This is a genomic window from Nostoc sp. (assembly GCF_036917135.1).
Taxonomy (GTDB): Bacteria; Cyanobacteriota; Cyanobacteriia; order Cyanobacteriales; family Nostocaceae; genus Nostoc.
Map to the genome: position 1 here is coordinate 19777 of NZ_JBALEA010000074.1, position 17888 is coordinate 37664.

The window sequence follows — 17888 nt, forward strand, 5'->3', positions numbered from 1 at the left end:
TGAGTAATCCACTCAAAAGGAAAAACTATGTCGCCTGAAAAGCCTAGCATTTTGGTAACGGGGGGAGCTGGATATATTGGTTCCCATACGGTGCTTGCTTTGAAGCAAGCGGGTTATAACGTTGTTATACTTGATAATCTGGTTTATGGGCATCGTGACCTGGTAGAAAAGGTTTTACAGGTAGAACTGATTGTCGGGGATACAGGCGATCGCGCCTTGCTAGATCACCTATTTAAAACCCACGATATTGCGGCTGTCATGCACTTTTCTGCTTATGCCTACGTAGGAGAATCGGTGACTGACCCCGCTAAATATTACCGCAATAACGTTGTTGGTACTTTGACCCTGTTAGAAGCAATGCTGACGGCATCTGTGAAGAAATTTGTCTTTTCTTCTACCTGTGCCACCTACGGGGTACCGGAATTTGTACCCATTCCCGAAACCCATCCCCAAAATCCGATTAATCCTTATGGCGCTACAAAGCTAATGGTAGAGAGGATTCTTTCTGATTTTGATGTTGCTTACGGTTTCCAATCAGTGCGTTTCCGGTATTTCAATGCTGCTGGTGCTAATCCCAATGGCTTACTGGGCGAAGATCACAACCCCGAAACCCATTTGATTCCCTTGGTGCTAATGACAGCTTTAGGTAAACGAGAATCTATCTCAATTTTCGGCACCGATTACCCCACACCCGATGGTACTTGTATTCGTGATTATATTCACGTTAACGACTTAGCAGATGCCCACATTTTGGGATTGGAATATTTATTAAAAGGTGGCGATAGCGAAGTTTTCAATTTGGGCAATGGTAGCGGCTTCTCCGTCAGAGAAGTCATTGCAGCAGCCGAACAACTGACTGGACTTAGCATACCAATCGAGGAACGCGATCGCCGTCCTGGTGATCCCCCAATTCTCATTGGCACCAGCGAGAAAGCCAGAACAATCTTAGGCTGGCAACCTCAGTATCCATCCATCCAAGATATTGTCGCTCATGCATGGCAGTGGCATCAAAAGCGACATAAGTAAAAAAAACTAAATAAGTATATGTGCTGGGGGAATTGTGCCCCCTTCACTCATTGTATTATTAACATCGAAGCTGCTCTAAATAACCAAGTGGTGATAATCTGAGGCGAGTGAATATTATTCATGGATACATATTATGCCTGAGCAAATATTTATCAACACAATTGATCAGCCCTGGATTGAGTTGACTCAATTTCCAGGAACTCAGTTTTTACCATTGGCTGAACCTGTTCCACAGGGGTCAATTCATCGTTTAAAAATGAGTGCTGGCACTGAAATTCCGATTCACATCCATTCGTGTGATGAGTATGTTTACGTGCTTGCTGGGGTAATAGAAACCGGAGGAACAACATCGTCTGCGGGAACATTTTGGTTTACCCCTGGTAACACTCGCCAGGGACCCCACAAAGCCATAACAGACGTTGAACTCCTAACAATTCGCCTGGGAGCAATGGGGATGTTTGAATTCGATTCCGGTTTGTAAGGGTGCAAATTTTCTATTAATGCAATCCCGAATTGAACAACTGTTTCAATTCGACAACCTCAACCACTAGCCCAGGGGATGAGGGAGAAAAATTGCTCTGTTGTTTCTCCCCACTCCCCACTCCCTACTCCCTCCCTCCTCCCATACTTCGCAGTACTACAACTAAGATGGCGATAAATCCGAAGATTGGCAGTGCGATCGCCCAAGTTGGTAATTTCTGAGATTCACCATCTACTAAATTACCATTGACATCTCGCTGGTTTTGTGTATCTTGCGTAGATCCTCCTGCCACAGTAACTTCAAATTTGAACTTAAAGGGTTTGAATCTTGCCCCTGAGACTGGTTTACCATTTAGTTGCAGCTCATAAATACCTGGTTTGGGAAAGACAATTTCCGCACCTGGGATACCTTGATAGCGTTCAGTTGCCACAGGTTTTAACTCTGGTTCCAGCAATGCAGGTTCTCCGGCTGGATATGGTTCGGCATAAACAGCCAACTGACAATTACACTGTGACAGGGGAATCACCTTTCCACCTCTGCGGGTAAGTGCAAACCAGGCTTGGGAGGGTTCTCCAGCACGGGGATTATCATTTGGTTCAATGTGGAGGGTGCCGCCGACATCTCCAGCTACTTCTACTTTATGAGCAGACGCAGGGTTAAGATTAGTTATTGATATAACTAAGCAACTCAGGAATAATAAATACTTTATTGTTCCTTGACTCTGCCAAGAAATGCCTTTAAATAGGTAATTCCTCTGTTTTTGACTCGTTGAAATGGAGCCAGAAAACAAAGATGATTTACCGTGATTTGGTTGGGGGAACATAAAACTTTTCTACGGCTAACTTTGACCAAAAAAAGCGTGAACGTACTAGCAAGACACCGAGGGTAATAATTCCCATCACTACTACCGCTAATTTATTTCCCCAAGTTGATTGCAAGGAACCCAAGTAATGGGAACCAATCAACACAGTATGAATGACACTCAAGAGCAAGGCTGGCACACCCAATAGATGAATCTGTCGCCAACGCTTACCCCAAGATTTCTGCAAGGATTCCCAACTCGTAAAAGCGGCGGGGGACATTAATACCAATGCTACAGCACCCGCAGCCATACCCCACTGAAATTCTGGCGGCATAAAATCAAAGGCGGCAAAATTCCATTGCAATGAGTGTTCTATCATGTGGGCGGTGTGAACCACAGAAAGCACAAAAGATCCCACTCCCAAGGCGCGGCGGTAACGCAGTGGTGAAGCCCACAAGCCACTAATGGGACGCGCAATTAACGCCAAAATTAAGCAAAATAAAGCGGCGTGTCCGGTGTAATCTACCATTGTGTCACCAGTCCGCAACAAGGTGATAGCGCCAATGGTGAGTGTCACCCAACCACCTAATCGAAATAACTGACTGCGCCTGTCTTTACTTACCAAAGATGTGGAAACGCCGACACCTAGCATCGTCGGCAGGGTTCCCAAGCCAAAAGCTAGCATCGTTGCCCCACCCATCCATAAATTGCCAGTTTCAGCAGCTTTAATTTGGGCAGCATAGAGGAAACCACAGGGCATTAAACCCCAAGTCATCCCCAAAAGCATTGGTGTCCACCATTTGGTTTTTAAGGAAAGCTTAACCATTCCGGTGCTGAGGCGATCGTGTAAACTACCTTGCAATAGGGGATGTAACACGGGAATACGCGGCAGCAAATCGGGTTTTACTTGTCCTAAGCCAAACCAAATCAGCATCACACCAGTCAGAATTGCCATCCAGCGCCGGAAGTCGCTACCAACACCCGCTAGCTGTCCACCTTGCAGCAATACTGAACCTAGCGCCCCAATACCACCACCGACTAGAGCATAGCTCAACATCCGCCCTAGGTTTAGCAAGACATGAAATTTTAATTGCTGTTGCCAACTTTCAGACTTTTCTAAGGGTGATGTCTGTTTCGGCTGATGAGACAGAGAAAATGCCACTGTTAGAGGGCCACACATCCCAAAGCAATGTCCAAAACTCCCCAGGAACCCCACGATCGCGATCAGCAATAAATCTACCATAAAAAAGCCCTGAGTTCTGAGTCATGAGTCCTGAGTGTCAGAATCAGAAGTTTTTTCTTTTTTACTTAGTACTCAGCACTCCTCTAGTGCGGAAGTGTAAGTTAAGTTGCGATCGCTGTCAAAAGACAAAGCGTAAAACTTGATGTTTACTCTAGAAAAGTCTGTAGCACTCATATTTGATTTTTAAAATACACGTATGAATAAATATAATCTTCGTTTAAGGTGATAAATCTGACAGGCTTAACGGTAGTAAAACTGTGAATATTGTCAAATCTTGAATACTGGTAACTTCTATCGTGCCTTGGATATATTCTACAAGGTTCTTAACTAATGCCAAGCCCAATCCTGTCCCGCCAATTTTCCAGAAATCGTTGTGAGGAATTCGGTAAAATGGCTCAAAGATTCGAGATTGCTCTTTTTTGGGGATTATTACGCCAGAATTGCTAATTGTAATTTCAAAGAAGGGCAGTTGAGAATTGGTAATTATACCAGATTGAGCATCTTTATTGATTGCACTTTTTGTAATGTAGATAATTTTGACAGTTAATCTAATCTCCTCATCAGGAGGAGAATATTTACAGGCATTATTGAGTAATTCGGAGATGATTTTGGTAACAACACCTAAGTCTGAAACCATAGGCGGTAAATTTTCGGGGATACTAACCTGGAAAATTTGTTGCTGAGATCGAGCGCGTTCTCGAAAATACAAGGCTGTCTGAGGAAGCCAGTCTTGAAGTTGAAATGAAGTTAATTCTAATGGATATGTATCTGTATCAATCATTTGCAGAGACAGCAAATTGTTCACTAAATCTAACCCTTCTTCGGACTGTTGACGCAGAATAGTTAGGTAGCTAGCTACAGACTCAAATGGAGAAAGTAGCTCTGAATTTAAAATGCCCTCTCGCTCCAGAAGATTTTCTAGCACGGAAATTGTCATTTTGATGTTCAATAAAGGCATTCGCATTTCATGAGAGGCGGTTCCCAAAAAATTCTTTTTCAACTGGTTGAGCCGTTGGGATTGTGACAATTTCTCACGTTGATAGCGATTGAGTGCTGTTTGAATAGCAACATAAAGTTGTTGCTCCTTGACAGGTTTGAGGATATAACCAAAAGCAAATGTCATTTTAGCCCGCTCTACAGTGCTTTTGTCAGAATGTCCGGTAATATAGAGGACAGGGATTTGAAAACGATTCCAGATTAGCTCCGCCGCCTGAATACCGTCCATCTCACCCCGCAACCGGATATCCATCAAAACCAAGTTTGGGAGTAGTTCACCAGCTTTATCAATTGCCGTTTCTGCCGAATCGGTAATATCTGAAACAGTGTATCCCAGCAATTCTAAAATTTCTTGTAAATTCATGGCGAGTATATACTCATCCTCAACAACCAGAACCCGAATTTTCTCTGTTGTCTGTGTGTTTGATAAAATGCTGGTCACGTTCATAAGCTGCTTTTTATAAAATGAATTTTGAGGTGTCTACAAATAATAAAATACTATGAACCTAGCTTTTGACCTTCTTGGCGAAAGCGCTAAAATATTGTAGCTTTATTAAAAATATCCTTGAAACTCCTGGGTATTTTATTTTTTGCATCTCCGTAAACTCTGTTTTATGCTAATAGATAATATATACTGAAGCTTCGAGCTAGCTGCTTAATTAACTAAGTTTTGCACAAAAAAGATACTGAGCATTCTAATTTTTTGGATCAAAATTTGCAGCTAATCTAGTAGATTATCTCAATAAATATAACCTAATTAACTCACAGTTTTTCCCGAAAAAATCATATCTCTATACACTCTTTAATTGTATTGTGTACACCGCAAACAGCTAACAAATCGAAATATCCAAATTGAACTTACTACAACTCCGATGAGCCAAGGATAAATCACATGAAAAAATGGATTTGGCTGATGCTGTTGGCGCTGATGGCAGTTGCCGTGGTGGGTAGTAGAGGTAGCACGTTTTTTGAACAGCGTCCCTCACCGACAATTGTTGAGCGCATTCCACTGGAAACAGCCCAACCACGGGCAGAAGTAAGAAAAGTTAATATTGGCCTGCAAGTGTCTACTGACAAGCTGTTAACCCATATCCAAAAGTTAAATTTTCAGCGCTACACAACAACAGAGCGATCGCTTACTCGCACTTACATCACAACTGAACTGAGAAAATTAGGCTGGAACCCCAAATTGGAAAAGTTCTCTGAAGGTGTGAATATTTTTGCCGAACGCCCAGGAACTAACAAAGCTGCTAAAGCAATTCTCGTAGGAGCGCATTACGACACTGTTTTCTTGTCCCCTGGTGCCGATGATAACGGCAGTGGTGTAGCTGTGGTGCTAGAAGTTGCCCGGTTGCTCGGTTCCCGTTCTACACCACGGACATTACAACTAGCTTTTTTTGACAAAGAAGAAGCAGGACTTTTAGGGAGTCAGGCTTTCGTGAGCAAGAAAGCACGTTTGCAAAATTTGGGCGGAGCGATCGTTATGGATATGGTGGGTTATGCTTGTTACACTTCAGGGTGTCAAAAATACCCCCCCGGATTGCCTCTTACACCACCTAGCGACAAGGGCGACTTTTTGGCAGTAGTCGGTGATACAGAACATTTGCCTTTACTGAATGCCTTTCAAAACTCACAAAATATTCCCTCAACCGCCCTGAATAAAGAAGAATCAAATCTGCCATTAGTACTGACACTGCCGATTCCTCTAAAAGGTTTACTGACACCCGATACCCTACGCAGCGACCATGCACCCTTTTGGTATCAGGGTGTGGGCGCTGTGCTGGTGACAGATACCGCAAATTTACGTACTCCGCACTATCATCAACCTACTGATGTTCCAGCAACTATCGAGCGATCCTTTTTCACAGGAGCAGCACAAATTGTAGTCAATGCTACTACTGCCTTATTAGAGAAAACGGAGGTTTTGGAAACTCAACCACCAAGCTGAGTGAATAATTCGTAATTACAGCTATTTTCAGGTAAATAGGCCACGCGGTAGGGGCACAGCAATGCTGTGCCCCTACGACAGATGTGGTTCAAATACATGAAAACTGCTGTAATAGACATCTCCAGAAATTAAATATGCGTTACCCAGAACCCTTGTAGAGACCTAGCAGTGCTACGTCAAAACAATTCAAGGACAGAACAATGAGGATGGGGCTATAATTACGAATTAGGTTGACTAACTTTTGGTTCTGGGAAAGTCAACGTCCAATTCTGTTTATCATTGACCTGAAAGTACAAACCTTGGAGAATGAGCCGCAGAGCTGCTCGAGTTCTAATAAACTTCCTTACTAGATAAGTTCCTGGTTTAGCAAAGATATCATCAAAGTTTTTTTGATAACCAGATTGTTTGGCACAATAGCTGCCAGCACCTTGGACTGTTACCACAAAAAATGGAGCTTGTTTGTATTGATCAGGAATCATAAAAATTCCATATACATGGTGACGACCACGCCAGGGATGAACAACAACCTTAGTAGCCTGTAGTTGAAATTTTGGAGTTTTTGATGCGAGAAAAGCCTCGAAATCGCAATCAGAATCATTCACAGGCCACCACAGTGTAATAATACTCAGGGAGAGCAGCAAAATTAAAATATAGCGGAGTCTGCGACGCATAAAGCCAAGAGAAGTTGTTGATGCGGCTGGTAAAATTTGAGGAGTAATGATATTGCAGCTACAGCAGTAAGACTATCCATGCGATATGTCTGCAATAGGTTGTCAAGAGCAAAGACAAAATATTAAGCGGTCGGTTAAACTTTTCTCTCCAAAAAATTGTAGTTAAGATATCAGCCCTCAAAAAGTGCAGATTGTAGATGCGTGTTCTAGTAGCTCCGTTACAGTCTTAAACCTAGCCCAGAAACAATCGGGCTTTTGTGGCTGTTAACACTGATTTATGCTCAATTTTTTAGCTGTGATGAATTCTACAATCCGTTGCTTTTCTGATGTTTTTGATCTCACTCTTACCAATTCTGTATGAAGATGCGCCAAACTACATGAGGAACGAACCGCAAAGGGCGCATACTCCTAGGTCGAAGCAAGCTACGCGCAGCTTCTCGTAAGAGTTGGACACAAAGAGAGAAAATTTGGCGCAGCCTCACAAAGAAATGGTATCTGTTCACAGCAGCAGATGCTTTGAGGATATCAGGGCGACGCCCAATAGCACCTCGTATACATCGCCATCCAGTTTAGGAAAAAATCTGCTCTGATTTCTAGGCAATTAATGGGGTAGTCAAATACACAAATATTAGTTATATTCCCGTAAGTAACAGTTGGTATAAATTTTTATGAGAAAAACTTGGAGAAGTCTTAAGACGGTTGCGGGTTTATTTAGCGCAATTGTACTTACACAGTTCGGCGCAAATACTTCGGCGATCGCAGCTGACACCGTTGTTGTGCATTTGGGTTTATTTACAGAATCCGTCTCTGTTGCTGAGTTGCAAAAGGCTGCAAAAACTGGCGAATTGTCTGGGAGTTTGCAGCCTTACGCTCAAGGATTATCTGAACAACAACGCCGCTTCCTCTTGGGGGCGCTGGGGATGAATATACCAATGAATGTTGTCACCGTTGATAAGTTACTCAATACTCAGATTGGTACAAGTATTCTCAATGATTTCGCCACAGCCTTAATCCGAAAAGACGAAGCTGGAGTCCAAGCACTGAGGTCAGCATTGGTATTAGGCTCTACTGCACCGCAGGGTCTTTCTATACTGAGTTTTATTACCGCTTATCCCAGTAAACGCCTAGAAATTAATTTGTCACAAGCTTTTATAGTTGCAGGGAGTTTAAATACAGCTTTTTGGCGTACCCAGCAATTTATGCTAGCGATCGCTCCCCAAATTGACCCCAAAACACCGCAGATTGCTTTCCCTTTTGACCCCAGCCAACCAGGAAATGCTGAAGTAAAAATACTCAACTTAAGCCTGAATGACCAAAAGCGGAATCGTCAAATTCCAGTTGATATTTATTGGTCAACTGCTGTAACTCCCGACAAACCCTTAATTGTCCTTTCTCACGGCTTCTCATCAGTCCGCACAGACTTGCATTACCTGGCAGAACATTTAGCATCCCACGGTTATGTAGTAGCAGCTTTAGAACATCCCGGTAGTAACCAGACAAATACTGACTCAGCATTACAAGGCAAAACCAGTGTTATGAAGCCTCAGGAGTTTTTGGATCGCCCTAAAGATATTAGTTTTGTTCTCGACGAATTAGAAAAGCTCAACCAAACGGCTAATCAGCCGCTACAAGGGAAACTTGCAACCAATAACGCGATGGTCATTGGCCATTCTTTTGGTGGTGGTACAGCTTTAGAAATTGCTGGAGCCGAGTTACAACTAGAACGACTCAAACAACGCTGTCAAAAGAACTTGACTATCTTCAGTGAGGGAGAAGTTATGCAGTGCATCGCTCAAAAACTACCAGAAAATAGCTATCAACTACGGGATACTAGAATCAAACAGGCGATCGCTCTCAATCCGACAACTTCTCTGATGTTTGGCGAAACTGGGTTAACTAAGGTGCAAATTCCTACCCTAGTGCTAGCAAGTTCGGCAGATAAAACCACCCCAGCTTTAACTGAACAGATTGCGGGATTTGCCAAAATCCCATCCCCAAAATGGCTAGTTGGTATAGTTGGGGGTACTCATCTCAGTGTAAAAGACCCCAACACCACATTGGATCAGATCGGAAAACCAAATACACCCATTAGTGGCGGTGAAGTTGTGGGTGAACAAGCAGCAGATGTTCGCAAGTACGTTAAAGCTATAGCTTTGGCCTTTGCTTTCCAGATGACTCCAGAAGCTAAAAAGTACGCTGTCTTTCTGACATCAGATTACGCCCAGTTTGCTTCAACTTCCGCATTCCCATTTCGCCTAATTACCCAGATTACTCCTGACGCTATGACAGTAGTAAAAGAATTTGTTGATAAATAAGTAACTTCAGGGTAACTGAAAGTTTCAGAGATTTATCAACCCTTCATTTTGATGAAGGGTTTTCGCATCAGTCCACGGGAATTATTTTACACAATTCTTGGAACAGTAAGTTAACTACCTTGCTCATCAGCTTTCCCTGGATGTGTTTACCACCTAACAGCTTTTCACCTTGTTCGGTGACGTTGGCTTTGAGTAAGTCACGGTAGTTAATCAATTCTTTGGTCAGTTCGTTCTCTGGTAGTCTGCCAGTTTCTACACCAGTTAGGACATACTGCCACAGACTAATTCGGCAGAGCGACGAACCGCTTGGTTTCTCAACTAAACCATCGCCGGACTGTTCTAGAACGGTGCCCATACCCAAACGCATTTTGAAAGTGTCGCGGCTGCGGTTGCGTTTAATCCGTTTCGTCTCACCTGCTAACCGCCTCACGGTGGTTTCTCCGTTTTTGCGATCGCGCTCCGTTTTTTTCACTTCCCTAACTTCGTACTCAATTATGGGCTTGCCATTGATACCCAGGAACGACTCAAAGGGGTAAATTCTGGTAAGCAAACGCGATCGCACTCTTAGCCCAAAACCGAACTTGTCAAACACGCTCATGTAAGGCTTGAATGCTGACTCAGACAACATTTCGGTGATTCTTGCTTCCAAGCGCTGCTCATAGAGTGAGATATCGCACATCCATTCGGCGTGTAATTCTAGAATTGGGTCAATTTCAATGCCGTAGTCTTTGGCAATGGATATTTTATAGCGATTTTCTATCCTGGTTTTCCCGGCGGGAGAAATTTCGAGCCTTTTAGCCAACCATGCCCAGAGCGGCGGGAGAAATCCTGGTTTAGTAGATGCGCTCTTGGTGTGGGCAACTTCTGGGAATTGCCAAGCGAGAAGCTGTCTAGCATAATTCACAATTGGCGATTGCACCCGATTAAGGTGTTCAAGTTGCTGGCAGAGGCCGCGGAGTTCATCTATAGGTTCCGGGCGGTGCATGAGAAAATACCTCAGATTTAAGTCCCCAGCCTCCAACCAGTGATCTGGATCGTGTCCGTAAGCGGCCATTGCTAAAGCGTCAGCCGGATCACTTTTGTTGGGTAGATTCTTTCCGCCGCGATAACGCCGCAATTCGACGTGACCAACCCACAGAATTTTAATTTCTAACTTATTGAGGATGGATGCCCACAGTCTTGAATAGTGATTCCCTGTCGGTTCTAGGATTGCGTAATCTGGCTTGATTTCTGCTAGGTAATCAGCAAAGTCAAAAGCTGATTTTTGCTTTTTCTTAGCATCAGGATTGGAGTAAAAAGCCGGATATAAAGTAGATGCTTTATTTCTTGTTTTATTCCAATATGCCTGTAATCCGCCCTTGGGATACTGTGTTAAAATGTGAGTTGTAACACTTGACTTACTAACATCAATTCCCAAAATTGTTAATTCTATTGTCATGGTTCAGCGAAAAATAAGTGGTGGTTTCAAGGACTGGCATCCTTTGAGCTACCCGAACTTAATAGCGCACGAATCACCCTAACGCCCCACACTTGAGGGGCGCGATTCAGGAGTAAACGCATTCGGGGAATTAATTAGAGAAGTGTCGCGCATGAAGTGGGGAACGCCGCAGTTCAGTGGCGCAATTCTATATAAACGCTGCACAATACTAATTAACTTGCGGAACTGCTTTGGACACAACCCGCGACGGTGGCAACAATGCCACCGTTTCGGCTACTGTGTCAGGTAGCCTCATCAGGCACTCTATAAGTTTTTAAGCTCCCCAAGTATTTTCTCAATTTGCTCGGTGGATAATTGACGATGCTGCTCATGAGCTTTTACCCCTATATAGTCCTTCCATGCTTCTATGGTTTCCCCAGTTATTTTGGCAAGTATTTGTATAGCTATTCCCATAGCTAAAGTATTCAGAATCAAAGTATCTTTGGGCAAACAAATGAAATCATCTTCTGAAAAATCACTCATAGTCATCAGCATCCTCTGAGTAGTCTGTTAAGTCATTTTCGATGACTGATTCAAGTTGTTCTAAGGCTGGTTCTAGTATTTCCTTCAGCTTTTTATCAGTTCTGGTGTCTCCCGTCTCTTCACCGGAAATAAGTTTTATTCCGGCTTCAATTTTAGTTTTGATAGTCTGTAGTGATTGCCAGGTTTCGTAATAATCCCAATCTGGATCTGGTTGAGAGATATTTACAACGTTAGTCATGGATTGATTTTTCAATTGCGATTTATCAGGCGGTATATGTAGTAAAAAATGCAAAGTGAAGTTTTTCGCCGCAGCTTTGGACTTGAGCGCCTTGGTAAAAGCTTTTCTCAAAAGCATTACGTCCTCTTCGTAGTGAGAAACAAGTGTTATCGCTGTGTTTGGTTTTGCATCAAGGATTTTCTCTTTGATGTATTCCCGCCTTTGTTTGATAGCGTATTTATTCATTTCCACTGAGGGCACGATCTCCTAAAAATTTCAGTCAAAACCCGTCGGGGATACCACGGCTACTTCTGCTCGTATCCCCAGCTTTAAAAGGGATATCATCCGGATCAGGCTCCTCCTCAGTCAGCTTTTGTTTTGGCTCTGATTCCACCTGGGTTAAGTTATCCTGTTGTTTTGAGTTATTGGTATTGGGCTTGTCTAACAACAAAAGCAACTTGACTAATTCCTCAGCAAGAAATGAACGCTTTTCATGAGAAAGTTGGCATGACATTGCATAAAAGTGGAACTTGATGGATGGCAGGTAATAGGAATCAGGAATGCATGACATTTCTTCTGATGACCATAACTCGTGCATGCAGTTCAAATAAACCCGAATTTGTTTGTGAGTTAGTGAATCGTGCTTTTTATGGTTATCCCTGATGATGTATAAAATGTGACGAAAATCATTAATGCTTAAGGATTCATACATTTGTTAAACAGGGAGGCTTTGCCACCAGTGAGTTACTTCTCCTTTTTTATCCAAAAGTGAAATGATGAAATATCGGGGAAATTCAGGATGATCTACATTTATCCACGCCGGCATTTCAGGAGTAGTTTTTTCTATTGCCTCAAGCGTGTTTCCCGGTTCTGGCACATGAAATTCTTGTATGTTCATGAGGTTGATTGTGTGCTATTTTTTACTTGTACAAGTTTGAAGTGCTTGGATCAATTGCGATCGCGTCAGTGTTGACGCGATCGCAAATTTAACCCCCGAACTGTTTCCGCAACCGCTCCAGCAGCGCTGCCCCCTCGCCATAGCGCTTACCAGTGAAGCCAAGCACCTCCGTCACGATCGCACTATCACTTTTCTCACCTCCCAGGCGTTGAATTACCCGCCAAAGTACCCGGTCGTTATCAGAACAATTTTCCCCTAAATCCGCTTCTAGAGCGGGTTTGAGGTCATTTTCAACCCGTTTTTGGGGGTTGATCGCGTTGTCATAGTAAGGTTGGACTATGGTTGAACCACCGCGAACTGTTGCGGCTTTCATCTCCCTGTATGGCGGGAGTTTTAAGGGTTGATCGTCAAGTAAGCAGTGTGACTGGTCTTGTTTTAACCAGTTAATAAGCTGCTCGTTTTTCAATGATTTGGCGTGGGCTAAAGCCTTTTTACCCAAGCGAATACGGAAGAAAGCATCGGCTAAATCTGATTTACCCTCCAGCCCCCAGGCGGCTACACGGTCATACTGCGAGAGTAGGATCGTGAAGCGCCGCGCTTTTCTTCCCCTCCTGGCGTGGCGCTCCAGCCATTCGCCGGAACTGCCTACTTTTGAAACCAGTTCGGGGTACTCCTCAACGATGATTACGCGCTCGGTGCTGGCTAATGCAGCGTCCCCGCGTTCGTTGCGGATCTTCATTTGGTTGCTCAAATCGTCTAGATCCTCAAGCATTCCTTGGTCGATTGCCACCCAGTTTTCGCCGCGGCCAATGACTTCCAAGCCTGACCAGTCGGTTGGAGTACCTTCACACTCATAGACTTTCACCGCGCCGCCGATGGTGTAAGCGAGGTACTGGGCAAGGGTGGACTTGCCAGTGCCCATCTCGCCGATGATCATCACCTGCTTACCTTCAATGGCGGCGATGATATCGGTGATGATTTCCAGTGGTTCCTCAATCACAGCCGCGCTTGCTTCAATGACTTGGGACATGGGAACCCCCGCGTATGGCAAGGCATCGTAGACTTTCAGGAGTTTTTTGACGGCGTTTTCTGTTGCTTGACATATGGTAATGCCCAGCTTCAAAGCAGCTGTGACACCGTAAAGGCTGAAAAGCCCAAGGGAAAAGACTACACGACCCAGACCCCAGGCACAATAACGCCCAAGGGTTTTGGCATTGGGTAGGTGCATCTCTACCCAGGTGTGCGCGTTGGCGGTTTTGGGAGGGGCTGAAACTTTGATATCTATTAGATCATTTCCCATACTGCACCTCAATTTTCAAGTAAAAAGGGTGCTGGCTTTGCTCTTTGCAAAGTGCAATGATGCCAATGATTAGCGCTGCTAGGGTGAGGATAAGAATAGAAATTTGGTTCATCCTTTAGCCTCAAGAACTTCATGGACTGTTGCTAACGGATCGACCACCCAAGAAAGGTACACCAGCGCTGTACAAGCATCGGCAATATTTAAATCCGCGCTGTACCCCTCATCTACTAAAGCTCGGTAGTCTGGATGATCGCTGATTTGGGTCAATAGTAATGAGCCTTCAGTTATTAGCTCGGAGAGTGTTTTCATCCGCCGATCCTCCGGTACATGAAGGAATTAGACGCGGAACCCTGGCGGGCTACCAAATCTTCTTCTGGGGTGTCGGCGATGATGTCAGCCCAGCCGGTTTTGTCATTGTTACGGATGTTGGTTTCTGCGATCGCACCCAGTCCCGGACGCGCCTTTTCAAATTCCTCAACTACTTTTTGTTCTTTGGGTGTTAACGGTTGGTCATTAATCATGGTAAGTTTTGGTTAAGTAGAGACGGATGATTCTTTAAAACAAGCTCCAGGTCAAGACTGGGGCTTGTTTTGATTTGGATGGTTAGATAACGAAACTCGAAAGCAGCGACCACCGCCAACCATCATCACCTCACGATCTGCAAGGCGAACGGCTTTGCTACGGCTGACTTTCATCATCGGAAATGAACCATCTGGTGAAAGACTGAACATTTCGTAATTTCTCAAGGAATCCCATTCGACGGCTGTTCTATCGCACAGTCCCAAATACTCAACTTGGTTCATGTCTGCGGCAGATGCGGCACTTGGTAAAGATGGCAAGTATCGCCTTGCTCTCTCTTTTTTGGGCTTTGCCTCGGTCTTCTCTTCGGTTTTAGAACCTGTTTTAGTGCCATTACTAGTGGCTTCTAGTGCTTCCATAGTCCTTGAATACTAGGGTTATAGTGGCACTTAAGTCCTTGAATACTAGGGTTATAGTCCCTCTTATGTGGCACTTAAGTCCTTGAATACTAGGGTTATAGTCCCTCTTATGTGGCACTTAAGTCCCTGAATACTAGGGTTATAGTCCCTCTTATGTGGCACTTAAGTCGGGCTTTAGTACTGCGATCGCAGTCCAGTTATTTTTGTAAAATGCTTGTTATGACTGGGTTTTAGCTTTTTTGAGTTGGGTTTACCTCCATTAATCTTGGGTTTTGAGTCAGTTTTAGGGTGTTTCCGCGCCGGGGCACTAGGGCAATGGCGTGGGTGCTTGCTCCATATTTGCCACGCAAAGGTTTAGGCGTGGGGGAGCGAGATCACAGAAGCTTTACATCTGGATGAGACACTAGCAAAAGATCAGCCAAATACTGTTCTTAGCCAAGTCAGGTTTTTGGCTGGTCTTTTATTGTCCTCTAACCAGACATTATGTCTAGACGCATGATATTTGTCAAGCGTTCTAGACAACGTGTCTAGAACGTGTATCATGATAAAGAAAAGACCGAGTAGAAACGAACAACAAGGAGAATCCCCATTGCGGAGTCTGAGGCTTGAGCTAGATATGTCTCAAGACGAGTTTGGACGCGCCATTGGAACAACAGCTAGAACTATTAGCCGTTGGGAAGCAGGAGATAGTGTCCCTACCTTTACGGTGACTCAAATGAAATCTTTAGACCGATTACTGCGATCAAAGGGTAAAACTATCCAGGATTTACCTGATGACTTTGGACCACCAAAGGGACAGTTGAATGAATAGATAAACTGAACACAAAGTCTAAAAAAACCAAAAAGCCACCCAGATTGTCGAAGTCGGTGGTGGCTTTCTGAAAAGTAACTAATAGTATTATGCCAGAAAATTCACTTAAAAATGCACTTCCTTGGACGGAAGAACATGAAGCATTCTGCTACAAACATCATATTTGCCCCGCCGCTAAATCACTTTGGCAATGGCTAATGAGGCAGGGTGTAATCTCTGAAGAAGTCGAGCCAGATTTATCAGAATTCAATGCCACAGTAGCCAAAGCAAGAGGTAAAGGATACTCACATAATTACCTCAAACAGATATTTGACCAGCTAGTAGAAAACAGAGTTATCCAAGTCGTTAAGCAGTACTCTTGGAAGATATTTAAGTTACTTGTAAGACCCCTTGAATGGTTGAAGCCACCGAGAAAGAAGCGAGAAAAAAACTTACAAAGCCATAATTTAAGTTACACTTTAGACCCTTCAAATGATAGTTGTCTCGTTCCGGTTGATATACAGCAGCAGCATTCTAATTCTGATATCAACTTAGAGACTCTGGCAGAAGCGGGTATACATTATGACTCCAGCGAAAAAGAAGTCCTTGAACGTCCAACTAATGAGATTAAGTTAGGACTCTTAATGTTTAATCTCCGTGGTGGTTTAGATAAAATTCTTAATCCAGAAGGTTTTATACGCCGATGTTTACGTGAGCGTTGGTGGGAGTTCCCGCGCAACTACAATCTTTTACTTCAAATGTTTGGGAACTCTACAGAGTGGGATGAATTATTTCCTATTCCCTACTAGTTGATGATTTTGTATAAAAAAACGGACGCTGTAACGTCCGCTAATTCTTATAATCCACAAACATTATGAAACATAATTCTGATGTGCCAGGGCAATTAGCATTATTCACTGTTACCCCAACAAGTGAAACCAGAGTTACCATTCACGATCCTTACTGGGATGAAATACTTGCGCCCCAACAACAAGAAGATAATCACTGGAATCCGTCCGACTTTGGGGAAGTACCCCGCAAGTTAAGTGACAACGGACAACTGACAATTTTCTTTGATGACAGCGACGAGCGACCAGATCCAGACGACTATAAAAACTTGGATGATTATTCGCTTGCTTGGGCTGAGTGGAGAATACGTGTTGGGGCGCAGGTATCACACATTACCCAAAAAGTTGCGCCCCAACACGATACCCACTGGGTAGAGAAATACTGGGTAGAGCGGTCAGGTAATAAATATTGGTACTACCGCTATTGCTGGATGGTAGGCAGGAAGAAAAACCGCATCTACTTGGGTAGTGTAACCAGCATCATTGCCAGACGTAAAAAGGCAGATGTGGAAGTTTGGATCGCAAATGGTAAATTACCAGTGGAGATTAAACAGTTAATCCAAGGCTGGAAGAATGAATCGCCCCCCATGCCCAAAATGTGAAAGTATCCTCGTTTTCAAACACGGTAGCTACACCTTGGTCAACGGCGATGTTGTGCAGCGCTGGTTTTGTCAAATTTGCCGCAAGGGGTTCAACCCAATAATTCAGGAGACTCCTGAACCAATTTCTGAAACTTCCGTAGTTCATCCCATGCACGGGTGCTAGTGTCCAGAACTCTTGAATTCTGGTTAGGGTGATAATTGAGCCGTTTAAATTCGATGTACCGCTCAATCAGCCCAAGGGTGAATTCTTGTAAAAAATCTCCTGGCAGTAAGGGGATATTTCTAGATTTGTCGGTTATCAGCTTGGAATCTACCGCTCTAGCGTAAGCTAAAACGTCATTCTTCAGCACAATCGGCACACGGATTAATGTTGTTTTACCACCGTTCCAAGTGCTGCGTGATTCCCAGGTTGTCCGAGTCCGTCCCATGCATTTATATAAAGTGCCGTGTTACACGGCAATATTACCATTCCTCGTTCCCCACTCCCTACTCCCCATTCCCCAATGCCCAATGACTAATGACTAATGAAAAGCGATCGCGCTATCTTTAGTGCGATCGCAAAAATAAACCATAGTGGTGAAATCTAGCAAATTTTAAGCTGGTTCGCTTTCGCTATCGTCAGAGATGAAGATAGTTACGCCATCAGATCCAGCCTCAAAGCCAACGATCAGTAATGTCTCAGCGTAATTGTCCTTGAGGGTAACTGGTACATCGCCAGGAAGGTTTTGTAGTTCTTGGATCAGGTCGCTAACTGTGATTTCTTTGATTGCAGTATTCATATTTTCTCCAAGTTAAAAATGCGACCGCAGTAGTTGAAGTGCGATCGCGTTGTGACGCATCTACCGAGTTGAGC

23 protein-coding genes are annotated in these 17888 nt (G+C 43.8%); 7 read left to right on the forward strand and 16 right to left on the reverse strand.

Annotated features, from left to right (window positions below; all coding sequences use genetic code 11):
* Positions 1–27 precede the first annotated feature (27 nt).
* Both galE and V7K50_RS23065 read left to right on the forward strand, forming a co-directional pair.
* Positions 28–1026: a UDP-glucose 4-epimerase GalE gene (gene galE / locus V7K50_RS23060; protein WP_334964080.1), complete on the forward strand. Its 999-nt coding sequence runs from the start codon at positions 28–30 to the stop codon at positions 1024–1026.
* Positions 1027–1159: 133 nt separating this feature from the next.
* On the forward strand, positions 1160–1507 hold the full coding sequence (locus V7K50_RS23065; protein WP_334823719.1) for a cupin domain-containing protein: 348 nt from the start codon (positions 1160–1162) through the stop codon (positions 1505–1507).
* Positions 1508–1631: 124 nt separating this feature from the next.
* Here V7K50_RS23065 and V7K50_RS23070 read toward each other — a convergent pair whose 3' ends face one another.
* The 3 genes from V7K50_RS23070 to V7K50_RS23080 form a co-directional block, all read right to left on the reverse strand.
* On the reverse strand, positions 1632–2330 hold the full coding sequence (locus V7K50_RS23070; RefSeq protein WP_334964082.1) for a hypothetical protein: 699 nt from the start codon (positions 2328–2330) through the stop codon (positions 1632–1634).
* Positions 2305–3552 carry an urease accessory protein UreH domain-containing protein gene (locus tag V7K50_RS23075; protein WP_334964084.1) on the reverse strand — a complete coding sequence of 416 codons (1248 nt, stop codon included), beginning with the start codon at positions 3550–3552 and terminating at the stop codon, positions 2305–2307. The genes V7K50_RS23070 and V7K50_RS23075 overlap by 26 nt, the downstream gene beginning before the upstream one ends.
* A 217-nt stretch (positions 3553–3769) precedes the next feature.
* Positions 3770–4996: a hybrid sensor histidine kinase/response regulator gene (locus tag V7K50_RS23080; RefSeq protein WP_334964086.1), complete on the reverse strand. Its 1227-nt coding sequence runs from the start codon at positions 4994–4996 to the stop codon at positions 3770–3772.
* A 444-nt stretch (positions 4997–5440) separates the two neighbouring features.
* On the opposite strand from V7K50_RS23080, the gene V7K50_RS23085 reads away from it, so the two are divergent.
* Positions 5441–6496: a M28 family peptidase gene (locus V7K50_RS23085; RefSeq protein WP_334964088.1), complete on the forward strand. Its 1056-nt coding sequence runs from the start codon at positions 5441–5443 to the stop codon at positions 6494–6496.
* A gap of 218 nt (positions 6497–6714) precedes the next feature.
* Here V7K50_RS23085 and V7K50_RS23090 read toward each other — a convergent pair whose 3' ends face one another.
* A complete protein-coding gene (locus tag V7K50_RS23090) occupies positions 6715–7167 on the reverse strand; it encodes a hypothetical protein (RefSeq protein WP_334964090.1) in 453 nt (150 codons plus the stop codon).
* Between the two features lie 668 nt (positions 7168–7835).
* On the opposite strand from V7K50_RS23090, the gene V7K50_RS23095 reads away from it, so the two are divergent.
* Entirely contained in the window at positions 7836–9482 is a 1647-nt protein-coding gene (locus V7K50_RS23095) for an alpha/beta hydrolase (RefSeq protein WP_334964092.1), read from the forward strand.
* Positions 9483–9549: 67 nt separating this feature from the next.
* Here the strand turns inward: V7K50_RS23095 and V7K50_RS23100 are convergent, their stop codons facing one another.
* From V7K50_RS23100 to V7K50_RS23145, 10 genes are all read right to left on the reverse strand, one after another.
* On the reverse strand, positions 9550–10920 hold the full coding sequence (locus V7K50_RS23100) for an IS110 family transposase (RefSeq protein ID WP_334964094.1): 1371 nt from the start codon (positions 10918–10920) through the stop codon (positions 9550–9552).
* A 303-nt stretch (positions 10921–11223) separates the two neighbouring features.
* The gene (locus tag V7K50_RS23105; RefSeq protein WP_334964096.1) at positions 11224–11448 is read right to left on the reverse strand and encodes a hypothetical protein; all 225 of its coding nucleotides are present in this window, start codon (positions 11446–11448) and stop codon (positions 11224–11226) included.
* Positions 11435–11905: a hypothetical protein gene (locus V7K50_RS23110; RefSeq protein ID WP_334964098.1), complete on the reverse strand. Its 471-nt coding sequence runs from the start codon at positions 11903–11905 to the stop codon at positions 11435–11437. Before V7K50_RS23110 ends, V7K50_RS23105 begins: the two co-directional genes overlap by 14 nt.
* Before the next feature lie 34 nt (positions 11906–11939).
* A complete protein-coding gene (locus tag V7K50_RS23115; protein ID WP_334964100.1) occupies positions 11940–12257 on the reverse strand; it encodes a hypothetical protein in 318 nt (105 codons plus the stop codon).
* 117 nt (positions 12258–12374) lie between these two features.
* Positions 12375–12557 carry a hypothetical protein gene (locus V7K50_RS23120; RefSeq protein ID WP_334964102.1) on the reverse strand — a complete coding sequence of 61 codons (183 nt, stop codon included), beginning with the start codon at positions 12555–12557 and terminating at the stop codon, positions 12375–12377.
* 88 nt (positions 12558–12645) lie between these two features.
* Positions 12646–13857 carry an ATP-binding protein gene (locus V7K50_RS23125; protein ID WP_334964104.1) on the reverse strand — a complete coding sequence of 404 codons (1212 nt, stop codon included), beginning with the start codon at positions 13855–13857 and terminating at the stop codon, positions 12646–12648.
* Entirely contained in the window at positions 13847–13969 is a 123-nt protein-coding gene (locus V7K50_RS23130) for a hypothetical protein (protein WP_334964106.1), read from the reverse strand. The genes V7K50_RS23125 and V7K50_RS23130 overlap by 11 nt, the downstream gene beginning before the upstream one ends.
* A complete protein-coding gene (locus tag V7K50_RS23135) occupies positions 13966–14166 on the reverse strand; it encodes a hypothetical protein (protein ID WP_334964108.1) in 201 nt (66 codons plus the stop codon). The genes V7K50_RS23130 and V7K50_RS23135 overlap by 4 nt, the downstream gene beginning before the upstream one ends.
* Positions 14163–14378 (reverse strand): hypothetical protein, encoded by a 216-nt coding sequence (locus V7K50_RS23140; RefSeq protein WP_334964110.1) that lies wholly within the window; start codon positions 14376–14378, stop codon positions 14163–14165. Before V7K50_RS23140 ends, V7K50_RS23135 begins: the two co-directional genes overlap by 4 nt.
* Positions 14379–14429: 51 nt before the next feature.
* Positions 14430–14795 (reverse strand): hypothetical protein, encoded by a 366-nt coding sequence (locus V7K50_RS23145; RefSeq protein WP_334964112.1) that lies wholly within the window; start codon positions 14793–14795, stop codon positions 14430–14432.
* Positions 14796–15336: 541 nt separating this feature from the next.
* Between V7K50_RS23145 and V7K50_RS23150 the strand changes: the two genes are divergently transcribed.
* The 3 genes from V7K50_RS23150 (at position 15337) to V7K50_RS23160 (ending at position 17035) form a co-directional block, all read left to right on the forward strand.
* The gene (locus V7K50_RS23150; protein WP_334964114.1) at positions 15337–15606 is read left to right on the forward strand and encodes a helix-turn-helix transcriptional regulator; all 270 of its coding nucleotides are present in this window, start codon (positions 15337–15339) and stop codon (positions 15604–15606) included.
* Positions 15607–15695: 89 nt separating this feature from the next.
* Positions 15696–16394, forward strand: a complete 699-nt coding sequence (locus tag V7K50_RS23155; protein ID WP_334964116.1) for a hypothetical protein — start codon at positions 15696–15698, stop codon at positions 16392–16394.
* 65 nt (positions 16395–16459) lie between these two features.
* Positions 16460–17035: a DUF4102 domain-containing protein gene (locus V7K50_RS23160; RefSeq protein WP_334964118.1), complete on the forward strand. Its 576-nt coding sequence runs from the start codon at positions 16460–16462 to the stop codon at positions 17033–17035.
* Positions 17036–17124: 89 nt separating this feature from the next.
* Here the strand turns inward: V7K50_RS23160 and V7K50_RS23165 are convergent, their stop codons facing one another.
* Positions 17125–17463: a hypothetical protein gene (locus tag V7K50_RS23165; RefSeq protein WP_334964120.1), complete on the reverse strand. Its 339-nt coding sequence runs from the start codon at positions 17461–17463 to the stop codon at positions 17125–17127.
* 165 nt (positions 17464–17628) lie between these two features.
* Positions 17629–17814, reverse strand: a complete 186-nt coding sequence (locus V7K50_RS23170; RefSeq protein WP_334964122.1) for a hypothetical protein — start codon at positions 17812–17814, stop codon at positions 17629–17631.
* Between the last annotated feature and the right edge of the window lie 74 nt (positions 17815–17888).